The sequence below is a fragment of the Staphylococcus sp. NWU MK-U1 genome, from assembly GCF_033283505.1.
Classification (GTDB): Bacteria; Bacillota; Bacilli; order Staphylococcales; family Staphylococcaceae; genus Staphylococcus; species Staphylococcus haemolyticus.
On the sequence record NZ_JAVSMG010000003.1, the window covers coordinates 72,951 to 95,005 of the forward strand.

Genomic DNA, 22,055 nt, shown 5'->3' on the forward strand with positions numbered 1-22,055 from the left:
TGTTTTATTAATTAATTAATATAAATGTTGGTATATAGAATAGCACGTATAAACCAAAGAACAATACGGGAATTTTAAATTTAGGAGAATAATCTTTATCTCTTAACCATGAAAGTATTTCGTATATTCCTGTTAAAAAAGCTATTGCTAAACTCCCCATTGAAATGAGTAATAATACAGATGATATGATACCAGTCATTCATATGCACTCCTTTATCTGATTTTGTAATTCCAGTTTAAAAACTAATTCTGAAAAAGTTATGAATAATTCGTATTATCTTCTTAAATTCATATAAAAGAGTTTGAAAGGATGGGATATCAATTAATTATTAATGTTACTAAAAAATTTAAATCAAATATAAAAAATATATTGCTTTTTAAGTTTTAAAATATAAAATAATATATGTAAATAGTATCTTTTCAATTTACAAAAAAAGATGAGGAGGCTAATATGAAAAGATTATTTTTTATAAGTATTATATTTTTAGTGTTTTTAGGAGGATGTTCCTTCAGTGACAACAAAGATAAAGCAGAAGGTGAAGAAGCCAATAACAAGGCTAAAGCTACAGACAAAATGAAAAAATTTAAAATAGGTCAAGTCGTGGATGCTGACGGTGTAGATATTAAAGTAGTTAAAGCAGAATTCGTAGATAACTATGATGAATATAGTGCGCCTGTAAATGGCAAAGCCTTGAGAGTATACATAAAGTTTAGAAATAATAACGATGATCAAGTTTTAATGGATAATACTGATTTCAGTATGAAAGTAAATAACGAGAATTATGAAGAATGGTATGGTAGTGAAGATATGCATGAAGGATTTAGCCACCAATTAAATCAGCATAACACTGCATCAGGCTACATTACTTATGATGTACCGGATAGTGATCAATATACTTTAGAATTAGATACCGTACCTAATTTCAACAAAGTTAGGGCACAATGGATTATTAATAAATCAGAAATTAAGAATTCAAATAGCACTAAAGATACTTCGGCTAGCTCAACTACAGATGTTGAGGACGAATCAGATACAACATCTTCTAGTAAAAAAGAAAATGATGATTCTGATCAAGCGGACGTGGGCGTGACATACCCTGCTTATATGTACAATGCTTTAGTAGATGAATATAATTCACTCACTGATGGTGAAAAGATGAACCATGTATCTAAAGATGTGTTAGAAATTGAGTATGATCAATTAGAAGCTCGTGTAGAAGCATTGTATGAGAAAGAAAATGCTAAAGCGGAAAAAGAATACGAAAAAGCAATGCAAGATTATGAAGATCAATTGGCACAAGAAGAATATGAACAACAGCAAGCAGAAGAAGCTGAAAATGAAGCATCTGAATCTGATGACAATTCAAATGGTCCTGGTTCTGATGATCCATCATTAGACAGTGGAACAGAAGATACAGAAGATACTTCTTCTGAAGATGACGCAGCATAGAGAAGGAGACAACAATGGAACATAATTATATGAATGAACCTAAGCCAACTAACAGAATTATTGAAATGATTCTTGGAATAATAGGAAGTATATTTGGAATTATTGGTGGATTGATTGCGCTAATTCTAACAAACTATGACAAAAGTTATGGTTCAGAACTTGTTGGATTAATGACTATTGTGGCAACCAGCTCTATTATTTTATCAGCAATAACTTTAACATTAGGCTGTTTAATTAATAAAAGACGTGTCTTAATTGGTATTATACTTATTGTTGCTGCAATAATTCATATATATTTATTAGGATTTTTTGGTTATTTATCAGGTATTTTAATCCTCGTTGCTGGGATTATCGCATTAGTTAGGAAATAATTTGATAGAATAGAAGGAAACTATGACAAAGTCCTTCTATTTTTTTAATTATAAATTGAAATGAGTTGTTAGAGATGGAAACTGTATACATTGCAGGTGGATGTTTATGGGGAGTTCAAGCGTTTATAAAAACATTGCCAGGTGTCTTATCGACTGAAGCGGGACGTGCAAATGGAATATCTGAAACACTCAGTGACAAATATGATGGCTATGCAGAATGTGTCAAAACGTCATTCGACCCTATGCAGACATCAATTACTGACTTAATGAATTATCTTTTTGAGATTATAGATCCATATAGTATTAACAAACAGGGCGTTGATGAAGGACCCAAATATCGCACAGGTATTTATAGTGATGAACAGAAGCATCTTGAAGAAGCACGCCACTTCATCTCAAAACGACCTGATAAAGAGCGAATTGCCGTAGAAGTGTTACCTTTAAATAATTACGTTGCAAGTGCTGAGGAACATCAAGACAGACTCGATAAACATCCAGAAGATATCTCATACTGTCATGTTACGCTTGAAATGTTGAATAAATATCTTTGAAAAATATGAGCTGTTACAATAATCACTATTTTGTGTAGGTTAGTTCGAAACAATGTCATTATGAATACACATATCCAGACAAAATTGGGCAATACAGTACTATAGAAGATAATTTAATTATAAAAGAAAGAAGAGATAGTAATGACAATTTTACTGACAGGCGCGACCGGGCATCTTGGGTCACATATCACTGAACATGCAATTAAAGAACAGGTTCCTGATTTTAATATTGGGATACGTAATCCAGATAAAATGCCATCACACTGGAAAGATAAAGTAGGCGTTAGAGAATTAGATTATTTTAATGAGGAAAGTATGGTTCGTGCATTCAAAGGTATTGATACGGTTATATTTATTCCGAGCATTATTCATCCGTCATTTAAACGACTCCCTGAAGTGGAGAATTTAGTTAATGCAGCTCATAAAGCGCATGTCGCACACATTATGTTTATTGGATACTATGCAGATCAACATAATAATCCTTTCCACATGAGTCCATACTTTGGCTATGCTGAACGTTTACTTGCATCTAGTGGTCTTAAATATACTTATGTCAGAATGGCGATGTATATGGATCCATTGAAACCTTATTTATCAGAACTTGCAGATATGCAGAAACTCATTTATCCAGCGGGTGATAGTCGTATTAATTATATTTCTAGAGGTGATATTGCTAGAGGTATCGTAGCATTATTACAACAACCAGATAAATTTGGGCACAGATACTTACTATCTGGCTATAGTTATTCTATGACAGAGTTAGCAGCAATCTTGTCTGAAGCAGCAGGTTCTAAGATTGAATATAGTCCTGTTTCTTTGGAAAAATTTTCAGAAATGTATGATGAACCTAAAGGGTTTGGTGCATTGCTTGCATCAATGTACGAAGCAGGTGCAAGAGGGTTACTTGATCAACATTCAAATGATTTTGAACAACTAGTGCATGATAAACCACAAACTTTCCCAGAATTTTTAAAAAAGTGAACAATAAAAAAGAGGACGTGTGATGATAGTCATCGCACGTCCTACTCTTACATTATAAAGTTTAACGATATTATTTGTTATCGCAATCGAAAGTATCAGCAAAGCTTAATGCAGCTAAACCTAATAAGTCTAAAGCGTGTTGAGCGCCTTCTTTACCATGTCCAGCTTCAAAGTGTTTGTAAGCAGCAACGCCTAATACACCGAAAGTAGCAATTGAACCTAAACGAGATAAGTTTTTGTTTAAGAAACTAGGAGCATAAAAAGCAGCGGCAGCAGCTTCTACAGTACCAGCTAATTTAACTGAGCTTTCTGGTAAACCGAATACATTTTGGAATGTATCGATCATACCTTGATCACCTTTTAATTTTGGTTTAGCAGAGCTATATAATTCTTTAGCAAGTTTTAAGTTTGCAGCATAACGTAAAATCATAATTTAAAAATCTCCTTTTTATTTGTTTTCAAAGTATTTATCAACAATAGGTTTAACGCGTTCGCCAAATAGACGGATTGATTTCATTACATACTCATGAGGCATTGAACCTACAGGTGTATGAATCATAAAACGGTTAAGACCTAACGTTTCAACAGTTTCAATAATTTTTTGGGCAACTGTTTCAGGACTACCCAGATAGATTGCGCCTTGACTTCCTACTTCTCTTTCAAACATATTCTCGTCAAAGCTAGGCCATCCACGTTCACGACCTAAAATATCATGGTGTGCTTTTAAAGAAGGGAAGAATTCTTTCTTAGCGTCCTCGTCTGTTTCAGCGATGTACCCCCATGAGTGTACCGATACGGATAATTCGTCTGGATTATGACCGTAAGATTCTGCGACAGATTTATAAATCTCAATATTACGTGTAAATCGTCTAGGATTACCACCAATAATCGCATACGTTATTGGTAACCCAAAGGCACCTGCTCTTAATGATGATTCAGGTGTACCACCAGTTGCAATGGAAATAGGTAACTTACCATGTTCGACACGTGGATAAATACCTGTTGGGTCGAAACTTGGACGTAATTTACCATTCCAACTTACAACTTCATGTTCGTTGATTTTTAGTAATAATTGCAGCTTTTCATTAAATAAGTCTTCGTAGTCATTTAAATTATAACCGAATAATGGGAAAGATTCGATGAATGACCCTCGTCCAATCATAATTTCAGCACGTCCATTAGATACTGCGTCTAATGTCGCATATCGTTGATACACACGTACTGGGTCATCTGATGATAACACAGTTACTGCAGATGACAGTTTAATATGCTCAGTACGTGATGCTGCAGCAGCAAGTACGGTCACTGGATCTGATACAGCATAATCAGGACGATGATGTTCACCTAATCCATATATATCTAATCCTAATTGATCAGCTAGTTCAATTTCTTCTACAATATCGCGAATTCTCTGAGCATTTGAAACAGCAGCTTGTGTACCATCAGGCATAACCATATCACCATTATCTGCAAATGAAGTCAATCCTAATTCTATTTTCAACACGTCACCTCCATTGGTATAAATTTTATACTAGAATTGTAGTCCTTATTTTAGGATTAGTCAATAGAAATGTTTCGAATTAGAGATTTTATTTTACAAAGTGAATATGTGATTTTTAAATGAAAGAACTTTAAAAGTATTTTGTCAATTTCAAGTAGTCTTTTGAAAAATAAGTGAAAGTGTCATAATAGAAATGTTGTAGAAAATAGAAAGAAGGGAGAAGCAAATGTCTATCCAAAAAACAATGAATTACAACAAAATAACAACCATATTCTTTATTGCAGGAATTATAGTAATGAGCAGTTTATATACGGCAATTCCATTAACTGCAGAGTTTGCTAAAGACTTCAAAATTCCACAATCAATTGCAACTTTAAATGGTGTTGCATTTTCCGTTACATATTCAATAAGTTGTTTGTTTTATGGGACTATTTCAGAAAAATATGGGAGAATTCGCACCATATTATTTGGAATTTGTGGGCTTGTAATGATTTGTATAGTTATAGGTTTTGTACATTCTTTCGCGATACTGGTCGTTTTAAGAGCGATACAAGGTATATTTGCTGCTGCCTTTTCACCAGTATCTATCACATACGTGACAGAAACTTATTCACCGGTCAAACGTATGACTGCGATTAGTTTCATTAGTACGAGTTTCATGTTATCAGGGATTATTGGTCAAAATTTAAGTGAGATCATAGTAGGTTTTTCAAATTGGCATATGGTTTATTTCACTTTAACGGTGCTATATATCATCTTAGCTTTCGTAATTCATAGACAAATTCCTGAAAGTCCAGTGAAGAATCCCAACATTCAATTACTTAAATTCTTTAATAATTTTAGTGATTTTAAAACGAATAAAGCCGTGCTCTTGTGCTATGGGGTGTCGCTCACATTGTTAACTATGTTTATTAGTATGTATACAGTGTTTAACAATTACGTCACGTCCGATACGATTGGTGGAAATGAAACGACTGCGATTAACGCTAAATTGTTCGGTATTATAGGTATGCTATTGTCACTTGTAGCGGGGCGTATTAGCGACCGTATTGGCGTTAAAAATCTTATCTTAGGTGCACTCATTGTGAGCACAGGTTCGCTTATCTTGATGTCTATGACAACGAATATCGTATTACTCATTTTTTGGAGTGTGCTATTTGTAAGTGGCATTGCCTTCGCAATCCCATCAACTATTTCTAAAGTAGGGTTAACCGTGAATGGTAACCAAGGCTTCTTTTTATCAGTTAATACATTTATTTTATTTTTAGGTACAGCGATTGCACCAGTTTTAAGTATTGTTCTAAATACGATTTCAAGTTTCACAGTACAATTTAACATTATAGCTGTGATTGGTATTATCGCTATCATAATTGCTTTATGCCTGCCACGTAGGAAGAATGAAGTAAGATAACGAACGCGTCTATTATTAGTCTGCTTTGCAAAGTTATAGTAGCTGCCTGAGCTATCAAGTCGCTTATATCAATCTTTTCTAAATTTTAGGTTATCCTTGCGGGAAGGAATCTAACATATAAAATCTCAAAATAGATTTTACAAGCTATGCAAGACAGAGTGGAATAATGAATTCTGAATGAATTCTATTCCACTCTTTTTTGTTTAATCAGATTATTAGTAAACAACTATCAACCGTACTATAATGGATAACAATTCAAATAGAGATAAAGGAGAAGTGCCTATGAAAACGGATATGCGCGCAATGGTTGTACATCAATATGGTGATTACCCAGTACAAGAAACACGTATGCCTTTACCAAACATGAATCCTAACGAGGTTCGTGTTCAAATTAAAGCGGCAAGCGTTAATCCAATTGATTTTAAAATTAGAGATGGCGGACTTAAAATACTGTTGAAATATGAATTTCCATTAATTCTAGGAAACGATTTCTCAGGTGTTATCACAGAAGTGGGTGCTAATGTTACAGCGTATCAGGTCGGTGATAAAGTCTATGGTCGACCACGTAAAACTAAAATTGGTACTTTTGCAGACTATATTTCAATTGATGCGTCAGAAATAGCACCGATGCCTAAAAACTTATCTTTTGAAGAAGCAGCCAGTATTCCATTAGTCGGTTTAACATCATACCAAGCCCTTAATGAAGTCATGCAATTACAGCGTGGTGATAAAGTATTTATTCAGGCGGGATCAGGTGGTGTCGGCTCATTTGCGATTCAATTAGCAAAAGCTATGGGACTATATGTTGCTACTACAGGAAGTCATCGTGGTAAAGCACTTATCGAGTCACTCGGTGCAGATCAATTTATTAATTATAAAGAACAAGACTTCGCACAAGAACTTAATGATTATGATGGTGTCTTCGATACATTAGGTGGAGATAACTTAGAAAAATCATTCGAAATCTTGAAACCAGGTGGCACAATTGCATCAGTGTCTGGTGTTCCAACAGATAAAAATGCTAGAGATTTAAATCTAAATATTGGTAAAGAAGCGTTATTACGCGTTGCTTCTTATAAATTAAGACGACGTGCCCAACAGTTTAACGTCAATTATGACTTTTTATTTATGCATCCAAGTGGCACTCAATTAAAAGAAATTAGTCAATTAATCGAAGAAGGCAAGATCAAATCAATTATTGATAAAGTGTTTGATTTTAAAGACACTCAGGCTGCGTTAGATTATTCAACGAGTGGTCGTGCTAAAGGTAAGATTATTATTAAAATGAATAATTAAGAAGGGTGGGTGTTAAATTTATGAAAAATATTATGATAGTGAACACAAGTGCAGATTATTTTGGTGATAATAGTAAACCAACTGGGCTGTGGTTAGGAGAACTTGTCCACTTTTACAATCAATTCAAAAATGAGGATGTAAATATTGATATTTATAACATGACTGGTGGGAATACACCAATAGATCCAGTTAGTTTATCTCCATTTATGTTAGACAAAGTAACAAAAGCATATTATAAAGATAATGACTTTATGAATCAATTGCGCTATGCACAACCAATATCTGAAGCCCTTGTAGAAGACTATGACGTCATATACTTCACAGGCGGGCATGGTGTGATGTTTGATTTCCCGGAAAATAGTGCCGTACAAAACGCTATCGAAACGATATACAATAAAGGTGGCATCGTTTCAGCAGTGTGTCATGGTATTGCAGCACTACTCAACGCAAAGAATAGCAGTGGAGAATATTTAATTAAAGATAAAGACATCACAGGCTTTTCTAACGTAGAAGAAGTATTAGCCAACCGTGACACATTAGTACCGTTTCATTTACAGAATGAAATAAAAAAACGTGGTGCGCATTATTCATTCCGACGACAACCATTTACGCCATATGTACAAGTTGATGGTCGATTAATTACAGGACAAAATCCACAGTCACCTAAATTAGTTGCCGAAGAAGTAAAAAAACAATTAAATTTAATAGATTAGGTTATAACATAGTAAGAGGTGATGCTAAGTGGATAAATCGTTGATGATTTCAAATGCAATAAATCTTATTTTGATGATAATACTTATTGTATTCAATATGGTTAATATAGGTACTTGGCCAATGGTCATTCTGGCACTATTAATCGTAGCTAATAGTATTTTTATGGTTTATAAAACAGTAGACACTAAAAAACGCAAATGACAAAAAAGCAATCTCACTCTTAATTTATGTGAGATTGCTTTTATTTATCATAACAATATAATGACGTTTCAAGCACATTATTTAATGTTTCAAACACTTCTTCAACAGTATAGTTATAGTCATTTTCTACCCAACGTCGTAGTACTTCTATTACGCCACTACTGTAAAAATCGGCTACAATTTCAGGATGTTTACTTTCTCTAATCTTTTGCGCTAATGGGTCACGCTTACGAGTTGAGTTATTTAACATCATTTCGCGACTCACATTCGTTAAACTTCTAAATACATCTGCCTGTCGAGACGAAACTAATAAATGTTTGAAAATCTTTTTATTATTACCAATGTAATAAATAAAGTCTTCAAATGATTCAGGGGTTGTAATGTCTGCTGATGTGTCACCTTTAGCTATAATTTGTTGTGTAATAAAGTCAGGTAAAGTGTAGAGTAATTCATATTTATCTTGGAAGTATCTGTAGAACGTACTGCGGTTGATTTCTGCAATATCACATATTTTTTGTACGGTGATTTCATCAAAATGATAGTCATGTAAAAGTATAAACACTGTTTCATGAATATGTTTAATCATACGTTTTTGATTTGCTGACGGCATTATCTGATTCTCCTATATATTTAATCTAGTCAGATAGCCTGACGTAATAAGAGTAATTTATCACAATAAAATTGATTTTTCCAAACATAACAACTGATACCACGTTTAAATTTGTTTATAAAAAAAGAGTAAATGAGTTATTTGAAACGTTTAATACTATAAGAGCGATATAAAAAGAGGGAGCGAAACTGAGTTTAGTTTCACTCCCTCGCAATAATAGCTACGATTGAGAAGAGAATGTCTTAAGCGCCTTCTCAACTCGGTTTGCTACTGTAAATTTGCATTATAAGTTTTAAATATGCTGCACCAAACGAGCATATGCTTTATTTGTCTTTCTTAACTATGCAATTAGTTAGTCTCAATACCTTCTAACCATTCATCTACTTTATTATCATTATCATCCACATAGTCTTTAGCTACTTGTTCTGGATTTTTGTTATCAACAAAGATTTTTTTAGCTAATTTGTCTTCGTCAGATTTACTCCAGTCATCTGCGATACGTGTTGCAATTGTGTATGCAGCTGGATGTGCTTCTTTAAAGTCTTTGTTAAATACTAAGTCAATGTGTTGATTATTATTACCATAAATGTTGTCTGGATCTTTCAACATTTTAACGTCTAATTCTTTAGAGAACCAGCTAGGTTCCATTGCTGTGAAGACGATAGGTTCTTGTTGTTTAAAAGCAGATTGAATTTTCTTGAATTGGTCTTGGTCAGAACTTTCTTTCAAGCTATATTTATCCAAGTTGTCACTATCAAGTTCATCTTTAGTTTCTTGCATAACACCATTACGTGCGTCTGTGCCTTGAATTGTCCAGTCTACAGATTTTCCGAATTCACTGTTTTTTAAGTCACTAATTGAGTCGACATCTTGCACGTACTTAGGTACGGCTAAACCTACTTTTGCGTTATCAATTAAATGTTTATCATCATAAATTGTTAATTTACTTTTAAATTTATCGTAGTAACTTTTATCAGTAGTAGGGAAGATACCTGATGCATGGAATGAATCAGAGTTCTCTGATACAGCAGCATATAATGGGCCACTTGCTGTTACTGGTGTTGTTGTTACATCATAACCTGCTTTTTTCAATACTTCTGCTATAACTAGTGAACGTGGTGTTGAATTATCACTCGCGATATAAGGTATTTCGATTTCTTTATTACCAAGTGATGTTTGACTATCGTCTGATGAACCACTACCGCTACCACTATTACCACAAGCACTTAGCACTATGGCTAAGGCTAGTGTGGCTAGTAGTCCTAAGAATTTCGAACTACGTCGTTTTAACATAACGTGTTTCCTCCTTTTTAATTTTAGTCTCTAAGTTCGTCATCATGACGATGTTGAGATGATCGGTTATATCTATCGTAAACACCTTTGTTGTTTTCACGAGCGTATAACATTAATGCTTTGAATAATACATCTTGATCAATATTGCTATCAGTTAATTCTTTGTATAAGTTTGTTGTTTTATCGAAATTTGAATCATGATAATCATCGTTATCATTGTGTTGATCATGATTGTTATGACGATAATCATCGTTTCTATAGTAATTGTCTTGATAGTGTCGATCATTATAATTATGTTCATCATGATGAGTATGGTCGCCATCTTGAGTATAAAGTGATTCATAGTCTATATCATCACGTTGATTATCATAGTGATGTTGGCGATTATGCTGGTCATGATGATTATCTAAATGCACAGAACGGTTATAATCTTCGTCATTATAATTACGATTGTGGTTATGTTTGTCATTTTGATAAACATAGTTATCTTTGTTTTGTCTAGAGTATTCATTATTTTTATCGTTGACATGACCTTTTTCAGAAGATGTGTCGTGATGATTATCTTCTTCTAAAGCTTTACCTTCAACGTCAACGTTTGGCAATACTGCACCTAACCATTTAGGAAGGTACCAAGAAGCTTTACCAAAGAGTTTCGTCAATGCTGGAATTAATGTCATACGTACGACGAATGCGTCGAATAACACACCGAAACCTAGTGCGATACCCATTGACTTAATTGCACTGTCATCTTGGAAGACGAATGCGATGAATACACTGAACATAATAAGTGCAGCAGCTACGATAACAGGTCCACTTTCTTTGATACCTACACGGATTGAATGATCATTGTCGCCAGTCTTACTATATTCTTCATGTACACGTGTCATTAAGAAGAGCTCGTAGTCGATGGCAAGTCCGAATAACAATCCAATTGTGATTACTGGAAGGAATGCAAGTAATGGTCCTGTGTTTTCAATACCAAATAAGCTACCCATAAAGCCATGTTGAATGACTAATGTTGTGAAACCTAATGTAGCCATTAATGAAAGGATAAAGCCTAGTACTGCTTTTAATGGAACTAAGATTGAACGGAACACAATCATTAATAAGAAGAATGCTAATACAACGATAACGCCTGCAAATACTGGAATAGCGTTGTTTAGTTTTTCTGACATATCGATGTTAATAACACTTTGTCCTGAAATTTCAGTGCCATAGTCATATTTTTCTTGTGCTTGGCTATGATAATCACGTAAATCATATACTAGATTTTCTGTTGACTGTGAGTTCGGTCCTTTTTCAGGAATGATTGTGAATAATGCGTAATTGTTGTTGTCAGTTAGTTGTGCTTTTGAAACTGTATCAACATTATCAATGTCTTCTAAATCGCTGCGCATATTATTTAAGTCACGTTCGATAGTGCTTTTACTTCCACCATCTTTTGTATTTACTAACATGACAATTTGTCCGTTATAACCTTCGCCAAAATTATCTGAGATTAATTTGTATGCTTTGTATTCTGATGAGTCAGTTGGTTTTAAACTATCATCTGGAATACCTAAACGCATGCCACTGACTGGTATAGCAGCTAAAATTAAAATAATTAAACTTACAATAACAGCGATAACTGGCTTACCAACAATAAATTTTGCCCAAGGATGATCTTTAGGGTCTTTACTTTTAGATGGTTTATCTTTAATTTTAATACTTTTATGGAAGATACTGATTAGGGCAGGTAATAGTGTTAATGCTGCTAATACTGCAAATAATACACTAATCGCTGAAGCGAATCCCATAACCGCTAAGAAGTCGATTCCTACAAGTGATAAACCACAAACAGCAATCATAACTGTAAGACCAGCGAATATTACAGCACTACCTGCTGTACCCACTGCTGTTGCGATAGCTTCTAAAGTATCGACATCTTTTTTCTTAAGTTCCTTAAATCTAAATAGAATAAAGAGTGAGTAGTCAATACCAACAGCTAAACCTATCATTACAGCTAGTGTAAGAGTGAAGTTTGGAATATCAAAGATATATGTTAATAATGCGATGATACCAACACTTGAACCTAAACCGATGATTGCACTAATAATTGGCATACCAGCTGCGATAAGTGAACCAAAGGTAATAAGTAAGATTACGAATGCTACGACGATACCGACAATTTCTGATGTACCACCAGGTTCAGCATTCATAGCGCCACCTTGAGTTTTTTCAATTTGCACATTGTGGTTGTCAGTTACATCTTTTAATTCTTTGTCGATGATATGTTTAGAAGAATCTTTTAATCCAGTTTGTGGAACTACATAACTTACGTTAGCGATAGCAGTATCGCCTTCATCATTAACTTGACCACTGTCATATGGATTAGAGATATTTTGGATATAATCATCATTTTGTCTGATATTGTCTAAAGCATCTTCAATATCTTTCTTCGTATCTTTATTATTGAGTCCATCATTCTTATTAGAATGGAATACTATTTTCATCGAGGCTTTCTCGCTGTCCTGATGAAATTCTTTACTGATTTTATCGTTTGTGTCTAATGACTTAAGGCCGTTCATAGTGATGTCACTGTCAAACTTCGGTGAGTTTATCATTAATGGCGTGATAATGACACCTAGTATAACAAGCCATCCTATAACACTTAGCCATTTGTTCTTAGCTATAAATTTTCCTAGTTTGTATAATAGCTTTGCCAAGACATTTCCCCCTATTTCATTAATTTATATCGCTTAAAGTATGGGTAGTGTGTTGATGTTTTGTGAGCAATTACATTAAATCGATACCTCAAATTAAGCATATTTAAAATGTTACATTTGATAATGTAACAAGTTATACCCACGTTCGGTACCATTAAAAGTTTTACGTCGTTGGAAAATGCAACACTTTGGAAAAATTGTTGGTGAAAATAGCGTGTATTAAGGGGATATATAAGAAAACAGGTAACCTCGTGATGATGGTATACCTGAAAATAATTTGGTATGTAGACTTGCGATGTAGTTAGTTTATTAAATAAAACAGGAGAAGTAATGCGCCTATTAAGACAAAAATTACGCCAGGAATATAAATTTTTTCTCTGAGGTCAATGTCACGTTGGTATGCAACAAATCTACTAATACCGATTAAAATTAGACCTAAAAGTAATAAAATGATGGAAAGAACGAGCATTAACCGTACCTCCTAATCAAAAAAGTACAAATAGCAAATTGATTAATATGTATATCTTTCTTTCACATCTATTATATTATGTAAGCGTATTTTTTTATAGCGATTTATTAATATATTGTAAAATTGTTATAACTTTTCGGAATGTTTATTAACAAAATTTATACATTCTTAATATTTTATAAAGGTAATAATAAACTGACTTTTCAAACTATACGTACTTGAATTATTTTGAAAAAAGAAACAGAAAGCAACTGTAGAAGGGCGGATAGTATTAAAGAGCAATCATGTTAATAAATATTTAATCAACGTGATTGCTCAAATTTGCAGGAACTATTTAGTGTTATATATTAATGTGATGAAATCTTGGATAATAGAAGTGAGATGTCTATCATTACGGTATATGAGTGAGATGTAACTTGTGGTTGGGGCATTAGGCAAAGTCTTACTAATAATGCTTGAATGATGACTTATAGCATTTTCACTGACTAAACTTAAATAATTTGAATCTTTTATTGTTGTAAGGATACTACTAATACTATTGGTTTCCATGTGAACGTCTAAGTTGATAAAGTTCTTTTTACGCCATTCGTCTATACTGTCTCGAGTTGCTCCGCTATTATGAATGATAAAACGGTAACTACTAATATCTTCTAAAGTAAGATGATCTTTTTGAGCAAGTGGGTGACGTTTGTCCATAGCAAGCACTAATGGATTCTCATGAAGACGTTTAACTTGTAGTTCCCCCTCGTTAAACCCTTTTTCAGCTATGACAGCAATATCAATCTTACGGTTTTTAACTTTCTCGATAATAATTGGCGCAGTATCTACTGTTAAGTTAATATCTATATTCGGATGTTCATGCATATAGTTTTTAAATGTTGATGGTAAAATGCTATAGATCGGAGCGTGACTCGCACCAATTCTTAAAGTTCCTCGTTTAGATTGTTTGAAATCTTCCATCATATCTGTTGTTTCTTCTATTAAATTAAGCATTTTATTCGCATTCCGATAGAGTAATTCACCGGCTTCAGTGAGGTTGAAATGTTTACCTTTTTTGAAATAAAGAGGTAATCCACATTCTTTGCTTAAGTTTTTTAAATGAAAAGTTACCGTTGGTTGTGTGATACCAAGTTTTTCAGCGACGGCGTTTTCGTTTTGTGCTTCAACGAAATGTTTAAAGATGAGTAATTGCTTTGTATTCATAAATTGATTTCCCCAAAATATATATTTTGTTTATACTATTTTCTATAATAAATAAAGAATTTTGAGGATACGTTAATAATTTGTTTAAAGTTAGTTAAACAGTGGTTTTATATTAATATGCAATAAGTCGTAGGTTAGGAGAGAAGAAAGTATGAAAGAAAGGATACTTGTGGTTTCTGATATTCACGGTCATCGGAAGGCACTCGTCACTCTTTTAAAGGCAGTTAATTTTAATGTGAGAAAAGATCAACTCGTTTTAATGGGAGATTATGTTAATAATGGACCCGATTCATTTGGGACTTTGAAGTTAGTGAAACGCTTAAAACGTCGAGGTGCACTTGCCTTGGCTGGCAATCATGAGATGCGTTGGTTAGAAAGTAAAGATAAAAAAATCAAACGCTGGCACAAATTTTTAAGAGAATTGTCGACAATCGAGGTCATAGATAATTACATATTTGCGCATGCTGGTATAGATACGTCTAAGCCTTTAAATAAACAGATTAAGGAATATACTACTGGTCATTATAACCATAATTTAAATAGAAACATCCCTAAAAATAAATATTTGATACATGGACATATTCCAAATTATCGCTATGGGTTAAAAAATGATGAATTATATAAAAAGAAAAATATACTAGATATTGATACAGGTGCTGGTCATAATAAATTCTTATCTCTTATAGATTTAACTAATGCGTACCAATACTCTGTTAAGGTTACAGATACTAAAAAAATCAACACTAAACGTATAAAATTATAAAAATCTAAGACTGGTCAATGTTTGGTACCTTTAATTAATTTTCAAAAAACAGAAGTATAAGTTTTAAATTAAATGTTATATAATGAAGTGGAATATTAATAAAAAGGGTGACATGCGTGAAGAAGCTTAGACAACATTCTAAATTTAATTCGTATTTAAAAGTGTCATGTTCAGTGTTGTTAATGAGTGGAACATTAGTGGGTTATGGATTTACCAAAGATGGATTTGCACAATCAAATGACCGCATTGACAACGTTTCAAGTGAAATGACATCTGTTCAAAATAAACTTGATAAAGCGATAGATAAAGCGAAAACAAAAATTGACCGTTTGAAGTACCTACAAGCCACTGATATTAAGAGTTATAAAGAAGATATTGAAGATGCACGTAATCAGTCTGAAATTGATCAAATTTTAAGGGATGCACAGGAAGAAGACCGTATATCAAATGAGGAAAGTACTAAAGAAACTGGTGAAAAAGCAAGCACTTCAAATGAATCTTCACTCTCAACTGCTAAGCAATCATCAACGAATGAAGAAAATAAGCTAGATGAACTAGATAAAGTAATAGCCGATTTAGATTCTTTATCTGAAAAGGTTGATACCCATCAACAAAATGGCGATATGAAGACGGAACAAGATTCCACAAATAATAATGAAAATAGCCAAATAAGTAGTGGACAATCAGCATCTTCTCAAAACAATAAGAATCAAATGAATGATAAAAATGATGATACCTCAATATTGGATGAAATGGATAATGTTAAAAATGACATAGAATCAACTAAAGAAAGTGCACATTCATCTGTAGAAGATATTCGAGATCAAACTGACTCATCCATTCAAGATGACAATTCAACAAAATCGCATTCAAAAGATAATACTAATACTGCATCAGATAAAAGTATTCTAAATGGTATCAAACAGATAGATAAAGATGATGTCAGCCATAAGTCAAACAAGATTGATTCAAAAGAGGGCCATGTTGATGCATTAACTGACGAATTATCTGCTAATCAAAAAATTGACCAAGCCATTACAAAAGTTGAAAATCAACAAGATAACACATCGAAACGTTATAGTGACCATAAACTTGAGCAATTGAGACAGTTAGAACAACAAGTAAAGCAAAACAACAATTTGACTAATGAGCAAAAGCAAAATGTTGAAAAAGATATTAAAATTGTTCGACAAAATGTTAAAGCGAACCGAGATGAAATAAGTGGTCGCTTAGAACAATCTTCAAATAAGCAAGCAACAGTCGAACAAATCTTAGGAAGTGTCTTTAGTAAAAACGAAGCTCAAAAGATAGCCAAGCAGATTAAAACTAACGGTCAGTCAGATAAGCAAATAACAGATCAAATGATGAAACATATCGACAACCTCAAAACGACAACAAGTGATGATATTTTGGCATCCATGTTTGATCAAGCGCCTGATAATGAGGCCTTAATCAAAACATTGCTTTCAACACGTTTAGGAAATAATGAGGCATCACAAATAGCTAAACAGCTTGCTAAAGAGAACTTATCTAGCTCAGAATTAGTAAATCAAGTGAAGCAAAAAATTAACGCAAATCAAAAAATAACAGCTGATGATATTCTTAAAGACATACTTGATAAATCGTCAGACCCTAAGCAAACCATCGAAACGTTATTAGCTACAAAGTTAAATCAAACACAAGCGAAGGCGTTGGCAGATCTTATTGCTAGAGCTCAAACGGATAAAGCTGATGCGTTAGATTTAGTGAAAAATGCATTAAACGGTACAGCTGGTGATTTATTACAGTTGCAAAATAAACTCGACACTGCAAAAAATAATTTGAATTATATCTTAGATCCTATTACCAATAGACCTTCACTATTTGATCGCATTAATGGTAGTACATCAAGTTCTAATCTTCTTAATCAAGGGCCTCATTTATTAGATGGACTAACTGGTGGTGGTCTATTAGATGGCCTTAATTCAGGAGGAAGTCTGTTAGACAATATTGAAGATATTCCTAATCCTGTACAAGGATTATCATTGGGACAATTAGGCAATGATGATGGATTTTTAAGTGGCTTATTTGATGATGAGGGGAATCTATCTTTACCAAGTACTGGAGAAGTAGTTAAAAAGTCTTGGCTACCAGTAACAGTGTTATTAGTGATTGCTGGGGGCACATTAATAGGGTTAGGTCGACGTAAACAACAAAAAACAAAATAATAAATACAAACTTAAAGCGTAGATAACAGAGTAATCATTACTTACCTATGTTATCTACGCTTATTTTTTGGAAAAGAGGCTCAACATCGGTTAAGAAAGCGTTTGCACAATTTCCTGAAAATAGCAAGTGAATTTTGAGAAATTATTGGTAAAGTTATGTGAAATAATTATGGAATATCAAAAATATTTACACTTTATTTAATATTCATATTGATTGTAAAGTGCATTAGACATACACTAATAGTGGAAAAAGAAATTGAGAAATTTTTCACAAAGTTGCTTAATTAACAAATTTTCACAAAGTATACGTTTTAAATGTGTATAGCATTTTCAAAGATAAAAAAATACTTGAAGGGGTTGAAAAGCATGACACACACTAACGAAGTTACTAATAGCACTAGCAAAGGACGGAAAAAACGATTCTCGCTTAAGATGCCTGGCGCATTTACAATTTTATTCATTTTAACTGTAATCGCTGTTATGGCAACGTGGATGATACCGGCTGGTGCATACTCTAAGTTATCTTATGATGGCGGTGCTCATGAATTTAAAATTGTCGATGCTCATAATAAATCAAAAACAGTCCCTGGAACACAAGAACAATTAGATAAATTAGGTGTAAAAATCGATGTAGACCAATTTAAATCAGGTGCCATCAATAAACCTATCTCAATTCCTGGAACATACGAACGATTAGAACAAAAACCTGCTGGACCAGATCAAATTACATCAAGCATGGTTAACGGTACAATTGAAGCAGTCGATGTAATGGTATTTATTTTAGTATTAGGTGGACTCATTGGTGTTGTACAAAAGAGTGGTTCATTTGAATCAGGACTTTTAGCACTTACTAAAAAAACTAAAGGTCATGAATTTTTACTTGTATTCATGGTATCAGTATTAATGGTACTAGGTGGTACGCTTTGTGGTATTGAAGAAGAAGCGGTAGCATTTTATCCAATACTCGTACCTATCTTTATCGCCATGGGATATGACTCAATTATCTGTGTTGGGGCAATCTTCCTAGCAAGTTCTGTAGGTAGTACATTCTCAACAGTTAACCCATTCTCAGTTGTTATCGCATCAAATGCAGCAGGTACAACATTCGTAGATGGTTTATATTGGAGAATTGTTGGCTTAGTTGTGGCAACAATATTCACAGTAGGTTATTTATACTGGTACGCTAAAAAAATTAAAAAAGATCCTAAAGCATCTTACACATATGAAGATAAAACTAAATTTGAAAATCAATGGTCAGTTATTAACGATGATGGCGGAGAAAAACCATTTACACTACGCAAAAAAATTATTTTAATTTTATTCATCTTACCATTCCCAATCATGGTGTGGGGCGTTATGACACAAGGTTGGTGGTTCCCAATCATGGCCTCAATGTTCCTAGCATTTACAATTGTAATCATGTTAATGGTAGCATTAGGTAAAGATGGACTTGGCGAGAAAGTGGTCGTCGATGCATTTGTAGAAGGTGCATCAAGCTTGGTAGGGGTATCACTAATCATTGGTTTGGCACGTGGTATCAATATGATTATGAATGATGGATTAATCTCAGATACAATCTTGAACTTCAGTTCATCACTTGTACAAGGTGTAAGTGGACCAATCTTCATTGTAATATTGTTGATTATCTTCTTCTTCCTAGGCTTCATTATTCCATCATCTTCTGGTTTAGCAGTGCTTGCAATGCCAATCTTTGCACCACTTGCTGATACAGTAGGTATTCCTAGATTTGTTATCGTAACAGCATATCAATTTGGTCAATATGCAATGTTATTCTTAGCACCAACAGGATTGATAATGGCAACATTACAAATGTTAGACATGAAGTACTCTCACTGGTTGAAATTCGTATGGCCAGTCGTTGCCTTCGTATTCATCTTCGGTGGTGGCATGCTTATCACTCAAGTATTAATTTATTCATAATAGATGAATTAAAAAGGTGGTTCACCCAAATCGGGTGCACCACCTTTTTATATGTTATCTTATTTAACTCACATCAGCATTATTTAGGCTGAATATAGTGTAAGGCTTCAGCTGTGCTAGCATCAATTGTACGATATGACACAATGCCTAAACCTTTGACATTAGATTCTGAGATGACGATAGAGCCATCTTTATTTACTTTTTCAACAAAGGCAACATGACCATATATATCATGCGCACCAGCTTGTCCTGCTTCAAAGACGACTGCGCTATGTGTAGACGGTGTTTGACTGACATCATAGTTATCACGTTCTGCACGATTATCCCAGTTATGGGCATCTCCCCAGTCGCTACCTACTTTCTTACCAAATTGTTGAACACGTTCGTATACATACCATGTACATTGACCTTGAGGATAAGGTGAAGATGAATCTGTGATTTCAAATGATTTAAACTCACTACCTGAAGTATCTTCTCCACTAGATGTTTGTTTAGCATATTGATCTAAATCTGGCATTTTTTTCTTATCAAAATCAGTTAAGTGATAGTGCTTGATTAAGCTATTTAATTTAGTGGCATAGTTAGGATCTGTAGCATACGTACGGCTTAAATGTCGTGTCGCGTCACGATAATCTATAGCTTCATGCTTCCAAGTAGGTTTATAAATTGTTGGATTACCGTCGATACCATTTTTAATTAAATCAGCATAATCTTCCAATGATGCTTTAGTACTTGGATATTTACGGAACCCAGCATTAATACTAAACATACTGTTGTCACTACCAGCTTCTAGCGTATTAAAGTTTACAGATTGTCCTTTATAACTACCTTTAATACCAAATAAATTATAATTAGGTGCTTGTGCTAAGGTACTGTTTCCTGAACTAGATTCAAGAATAGCTTGAGCAATCATAACTGAGGCATAAAGATCTTTATCTTGACCAATCTTATGTGCATCTTTAGCGATAGACTTAATAAAGTCACGCGTACCTTTATTTTCAACAACTGTTATATCGCCATCCGTTACGTCACTACCATTAAGTTGAGGTAATGTTTGGAACAGACTAGTTGAACGCGTATTACTTTGCTTAAAGTCATCTTCAAATGACTGTGCAGGTGTAGTTTTATGTTCAAGCTCTTTCTTAGTTGGCAACTGAGGGTTACTTGCTTTATTAGTGCTCTCTTTTGATTTTTCATCTTTAGATGTGTCTGATGCATTATCCTTTTTAGATGATTCGAAATCTTGATGCGTCTTTTTAGCATCTTCACTGTATTTATCGAGCACAGTGTCTAAGGCGGATTCAGACAGACTGTTACTATCAGAAGATGATGTTTTACTAGAATCATTGTTTGAGTCGGTGCTTGTGTCGTCATTTTTTGATTGATGATCAGTGTCATCTGTATTATTACTTCCTTGGTTATCTTTATCATCATCTGTTTCATCTGAGACGAAATCATCAATGGCATCTAACGCTTTACTAACACTTGCATCGTCCTTATCTTGATTGGCAGTTGATTGTTGATTTGTATCTGCCTCATCTTGTTGTGAAGTCTTATCTGATTGGTTAGTTTGCTCACTACTTTGCTTTATGTCATTTTTGTCGCGATCCGTTGTGTCAGAAGATGAAGCGCTATGTTCTGTTTGATCTTGGTCTTGTGCATCACTATCTTGCTTATTTGTAGAGTGCGTGTCATCAGCTGTTTCATTAGTGCTTGCGGGTTGCTCATAATCTGAAATATCACTATCGAAATTAAATAATGATGCAATTAAATGAGTTAGGCTAAATCCATTTTGATATAAATCAGGATTTAAAAAGTTAGAAGCAGGTAAACCACTAGAATGTGTTGCGTCAAAGATTGGAGAAAGGGGTGTACGGTAAGTGCTATTAGTATCTTTATAACGCTTTTGATGACTGCGAGATGCGCTTGTGTTGTCATCATCTTTCTCCTCTGATGACGTATCTGATGACTTAGACTTTTCTCGTTTTATCTTGTTCTTCGAATCTTCCTTAGTAGGTGCTTCAGAAGATGTGTTATCGGACTGAGTATCGTCTGATTGAGATGTTTCATCAGTATTATTGTCATTTACATCTTTATTATGATCAGTTTGTTCTTCTTGTGTGCTAGATGATTTCACCTTAGCATCTTCGTTTGTGTCTTCAGCATGTGCAATGCTAGTCGTAAATGTTGGCAATACTAGCGTTGTTGTTAAAAAGTAAATCATAAATTTATGCTTCGACATTACACTCTTTTCCTCCTATCAAATTAACTATGGTGGTATGCGAATATATCAGAATTTGATATAATATTTATTATGATTTTTAGTTGATAAGTATCAACTAATTATTACTTTGCTTAATAAAAGTATTATACTAACTCTATAAAGAA

Annotated in this window: 20 protein-coding genes; 11 read left to right on the forward strand and 9 right to left on the reverse strand. The window is 33.7% G+C overall.

The genetic code is table 11. The annotated features are described in order from the left end of the window. Window positions 1-7: 7 nt before the first annotated feature. Complete coding sequence (locus SBL16_RS05900) at window positions 8-199, reverse strand: hypothetical protein (protein ID WP_053016272.1); 192 nt, start codon at window positions 197-199, stop codon at window positions 8-10. 252 nt (window positions 200-451) lie between these two features. Here SBL16_RS05900 and SBL16_RS05905 point away from each other — a divergent pair, with 252 nt between their 5' ends. The 4 genes from SBL16_RS05905 to SBL16_RS05920 all read left to right on the forward strand — a co-directional run bounded on the left by SBL16_RS05905 (window position 452) and on the right by SBL16_RS05920 (window position 3,353). After that, entirely contained in the window at window positions 452-1,450 is a 999-nt protein-coding gene (locus SBL16_RS05905; RefSeq protein WP_233641236.1) for a DUF4352 domain-containing protein, read from the forward strand. 14 nt (window positions 1,451-1,464) lie between these two features. After that, a complete protein-coding gene (locus SBL16_RS05910; RefSeq protein ID WP_107611221.1) occupies window positions 1,465-1,821 on the forward strand; it encodes a hypothetical protein in 357 nt (118 codons plus the stop codon). 74 nt (window positions 1,822-1,895) lie between these two features. Further along, window positions 1,896-2,372 carry a peptide-methionine (S)-S-oxide reductase gene (locus tag SBL16_RS05915; RefSeq protein ID WP_107611222.1) on the forward strand — a complete coding sequence of 159 codons (477 nt, stop codon included), beginning with the start codon at window positions 1,896-1,898 and terminating at the stop codon, window positions 2,370-2,372. Between the two features lie 141 nt (window positions 2,373-2,513). Continuing rightward, on the forward strand, window positions 2,514-3,353 hold the full coding sequence (locus tag SBL16_RS05920) for an SDR family oxidoreductase (RefSeq protein WP_107611223.1): 840 nt from the start codon (window positions 2,514-2,516) through the stop codon (window positions 3,351-3,353). Window positions 3,354-3,423: 70 nt separating this feature from the next. On the opposite strand, the gene SBL16_RS05925 is transcribed toward SBL16_RS05920, so the two are convergent. Both SBL16_RS05925 and SBL16_RS05930 read right to left on the reverse strand, forming a co-directional pair. Continuing rightward, window positions 3,424-3,783, reverse strand: coding sequence for a DoxX family protein (locus SBL16_RS05925; RefSeq protein ID WP_107611224.1), 360 nt, complete (start codon window positions 3,781-3,783; stop codon window positions 3,424-3,426). A gap of 18 nt (window positions 3,784-3,801) precedes the next feature. Further along, window positions 3,802-4,854: an LLM class flavin-dependent oxidoreductase gene (locus SBL16_RS05930; protein WP_107611225.1), complete on the reverse strand. Its 1,053-nt coding sequence runs from the start codon at window positions 4,852-4,854 to the stop codon at window positions 3,802-3,804. A 232-nt stretch (window positions 4,855-5,086) separates the two neighbouring features. Here SBL16_RS05930 and SBL16_RS05935 point away from each other — a divergent pair, with 232 nt between their 5' ends. The 4 genes from SBL16_RS05935 to SBL16_RS05950 all read left to right on the forward strand — a co-directional run bounded on the left by SBL16_RS05935 (window position 5,087) and on the right by SBL16_RS05950 (window position 8,476). Next, entirely contained in the window at window positions 5,087-6,265 is a 1,179-nt protein-coding gene (locus SBL16_RS05935) for an MFS transporter (protein WP_182703519.1), read from the forward strand. A 294-nt stretch (window positions 6,266-6,559) separates the two neighbouring features. Further along, complete coding sequence (locus tag SBL16_RS05940) at window positions 6,560-7,561, forward strand: NADP-dependent oxidoreductase (RefSeq protein ID WP_182477428.1); 1,002 nt, start codon at window positions 6,560-6,562, stop codon at window positions 7,559-7,561. Window positions 7,562-7,581: 20 nt separating this feature from the next. Then, on the forward strand, window positions 7,582-8,274 hold the full coding sequence (locus tag SBL16_RS05945) for a type 1 glutamine amidotransferase domain-containing protein (protein WP_107611227.1): 693 nt from the start codon (window positions 7,582-7,584) through the stop codon (window positions 8,272-8,274). 28 nt (window positions 8,275-8,302) lie between these two features. After that, the gene (locus SBL16_RS05950; RefSeq protein WP_182477430.1) at window positions 8,303-8,476 is read left to right on the forward strand and encodes a hypothetical protein; all 174 of its coding nucleotides are present in this window, start codon (window positions 8,303-8,305) and stop codon (window positions 8,474-8,476) included. A gap of 40 nt (window positions 8,477-8,516) precedes the next feature. Here SBL16_RS05950 and SBL16_RS05955 read toward each other — a convergent pair whose 3' ends face one another. The 5 genes from SBL16_RS05955 to SBL16_RS05975 all read right to left on the reverse strand — a co-directional run bounded on the left by SBL16_RS05955 (window position 8,517) and on the right by SBL16_RS05975 (window position 14,756). Next, complete coding sequence (locus tag SBL16_RS05955) at window positions 8,517-9,086, reverse strand: TetR/AcrR family transcriptional regulator (protein WP_038812901.1); 570 nt, start codon at window positions 9,084-9,086, stop codon at window positions 8,517-8,519. Window positions 9,087-9,434: 348 nt separating this feature from the next. Then, the gene (locus SBL16_RS05960) at window positions 9,435-10,379 is read right to left on the reverse strand and encodes a glycine betaine ABC transporter substrate-binding protein (RefSeq protein WP_107611228.1); all 945 of its coding nucleotides are present in this window, start codon (window positions 10,377-10,379) and stop codon (window positions 9,435-9,437) included. 23 nt (window positions 10,380-10,402) lie between these two features. After that, window positions 10,403-13,084: an MMPL family transporter gene (locus SBL16_RS05965; RefSeq protein WP_317953235.1), complete on the reverse strand. Its 2,682-nt coding sequence runs from the start codon at window positions 13,082-13,084 to the stop codon at window positions 10,403-10,405. Between the two features lie 301 nt (window positions 13,085-13,385). Continuing rightward, window positions 13,386-13,553: a hypothetical protein gene (locus SBL16_RS05970; RefSeq protein WP_185955913.1), complete on the reverse strand. Its 168-nt coding sequence runs from the start codon at window positions 13,551-13,553 to the stop codon at window positions 13,386-13,388. A 330-nt stretch (window positions 13,554-13,883) separates the two neighbouring features. Continuing rightward, window positions 13,884-14,756 (reverse strand): LysR family transcriptional regulator, encoded by an 873-nt coding sequence (locus SBL16_RS05975; RefSeq protein ID WP_053016281.1) that lies wholly within the window; start codon window positions 14,754-14,756, stop codon window positions 13,884-13,886. A 151-nt stretch (window positions 14,757-14,907) separates the two neighbouring features. Here SBL16_RS05975 and SBL16_RS05980 point away from each other — a divergent pair, with 151 nt between their 5' ends. The 3 genes from SBL16_RS05980 (at window position 14,908) to SBL16_RS05990 (ending at window position 19,667) form a co-directional block, all read left to right on the forward strand. Continuing rightward, complete coding sequence (locus SBL16_RS05980) at window positions 14,908-15,519, forward strand: metallophosphoesterase (RefSeq protein ID WP_016930621.1); 612 nt, start codon at window positions 14,908-14,910, stop codon at window positions 15,517-15,519. 182 nt (window positions 15,520-15,701) lie between these two features. Beyond that, a complete protein-coding gene (locus tag SBL16_RS05985; RefSeq protein WP_317953240.1) occupies window positions 15,702-17,726 on the forward strand; it encodes a hypothetical protein in 2,025 nt (674 codons plus the stop codon). A gap of 366 nt (window positions 17,727-18,092) precedes the next feature. Next, window positions 18,093-19,667: a YfcC family protein gene (locus tag SBL16_RS05990; RefSeq protein WP_107611231.1), complete on the forward strand. Its 1,575-nt coding sequence runs from the start codon at window positions 18,093-18,095 to the stop codon at window positions 19,665-19,667. A gap of 79 nt (window positions 19,668-19,746) precedes the next feature. Here the strand turns inward: SBL16_RS05990 and SBL16_RS05995 are convergent, their stop codons facing one another. Further along, the gene (locus SBL16_RS05995) at window positions 19,747-21,909 is read right to left on the reverse strand and encodes an amidase domain-containing protein (protein WP_107611232.1); all 2,163 of its coding nucleotides are present in this window, start codon (window positions 21,907-21,909) and stop codon (window positions 19,747-19,749) included. Window positions 21,910-22,055 lie beyond the last annotated feature (146 nt).

Bases quoted from the DNA above. Each gene is read 5' to 3' on its own strand.
- SBL16_RS05900 (WP_053016272.1), bottom strand. From the start codon at position 199: ATGACTGGTATCATATCATCTGTATTATTACTCATTTCAATGGGGAGT.
- SBL16_RS05905 (WP_233641236.1), top strand. From the start codon at position 452: ATGAAAAGATTATTTTTTATAAGTATTATATTTTTAGTGTTTTTAGGA.
- SBL16_RS05910 (WP_107611221.1), top strand. From the start codon at position 1,465: ATGGAACATAATTATATGAATGAACCTAAGCCAACTAACAGAATTATT.
- SBL16_RS05915 (WP_107611222.1), top strand. From the start codon at position 1,896: ATGGAAACTGTATACATTGCAGGTGGATGTTTATGGGGAGTTCAAGCG.
- SBL16_RS05920 (WP_107611223.1), top strand. From the start codon at position 2,514: ATGACAATTTTACTGACAGGCGCGACCGGGCATCTTGGGTCACATATC.
- SBL16_RS05925 (WP_107611224.1), bottom strand. From the start codon at position 3,783: ATGATTTTACGTTATGCTGCAAACTTAAAACTTGCTAAAGAATTATAT.
- SBL16_RS05940 (WP_182477428.1), top strand. From the start codon at position 6,560: ATGCGCGCAATGGTTGTACATCAATATGGTGATTACCCAGTACAAGAA.
- SBL16_RS05945 (WP_107611227.1), top strand. From the start codon at position 7,582: ATGAAAAATATTATGATAGTGAACACAAGTGCAGATTATTTTGGTGAT.
- SBL16_RS05955 (WP_038812901.1), bottom strand. From the start codon at position 9,086: ATGCCGTCAGCAAATCAAAAACGTATGATTAAACATATTCATGAAACA.
- SBL16_RS05960 (WP_107611228.1), bottom strand. From the start codon at position 10,379: ATGTTAAAACGACGTAGTTCGAAATTCTTAGGACTACTAGCCACACTA.
- SBL16_RS05970 (WP_185955913.1), bottom strand. From the start codon at position 13,553: ATGCTCGTTCTTTCCATCATTTTATTACTTTTAGGTCTAATTTTAATC.
- SBL16_RS05975 (WP_053016281.1), bottom strand. From the start codon at position 14,756: ATGAATACAAAGCAATTACTCATCTTTAAACATTTCGTTGAAGCACAA.
- SBL16_RS05980 (WP_016930621.1), top strand. From the start codon at position 14,908: ATGAAAGAAAGGATACTTGTGGTTTCTGATATTCACGGTCATCGGAAG.
- SBL16_RS05985 (WP_317953240.1), top strand. From the start codon at position 15,702: ATGAGTGGAACATTAGTGGGTTATGGATTTACCAAAGATGGATTTGCA.
- SBL16_RS05990 (WP_107611231.1), top strand. From the start codon at position 18,093: ATGACACACACTAACGAAGTTACTAATAGCACTAGCAAAGGACGGAAA.
- SBL16_RS05995 (WP_107611232.1), bottom strand. From the start codon at position 21,909: ATGTCGAAGCATAAATTTATGATTTACTTTTTAACAACAACGCTAGTA.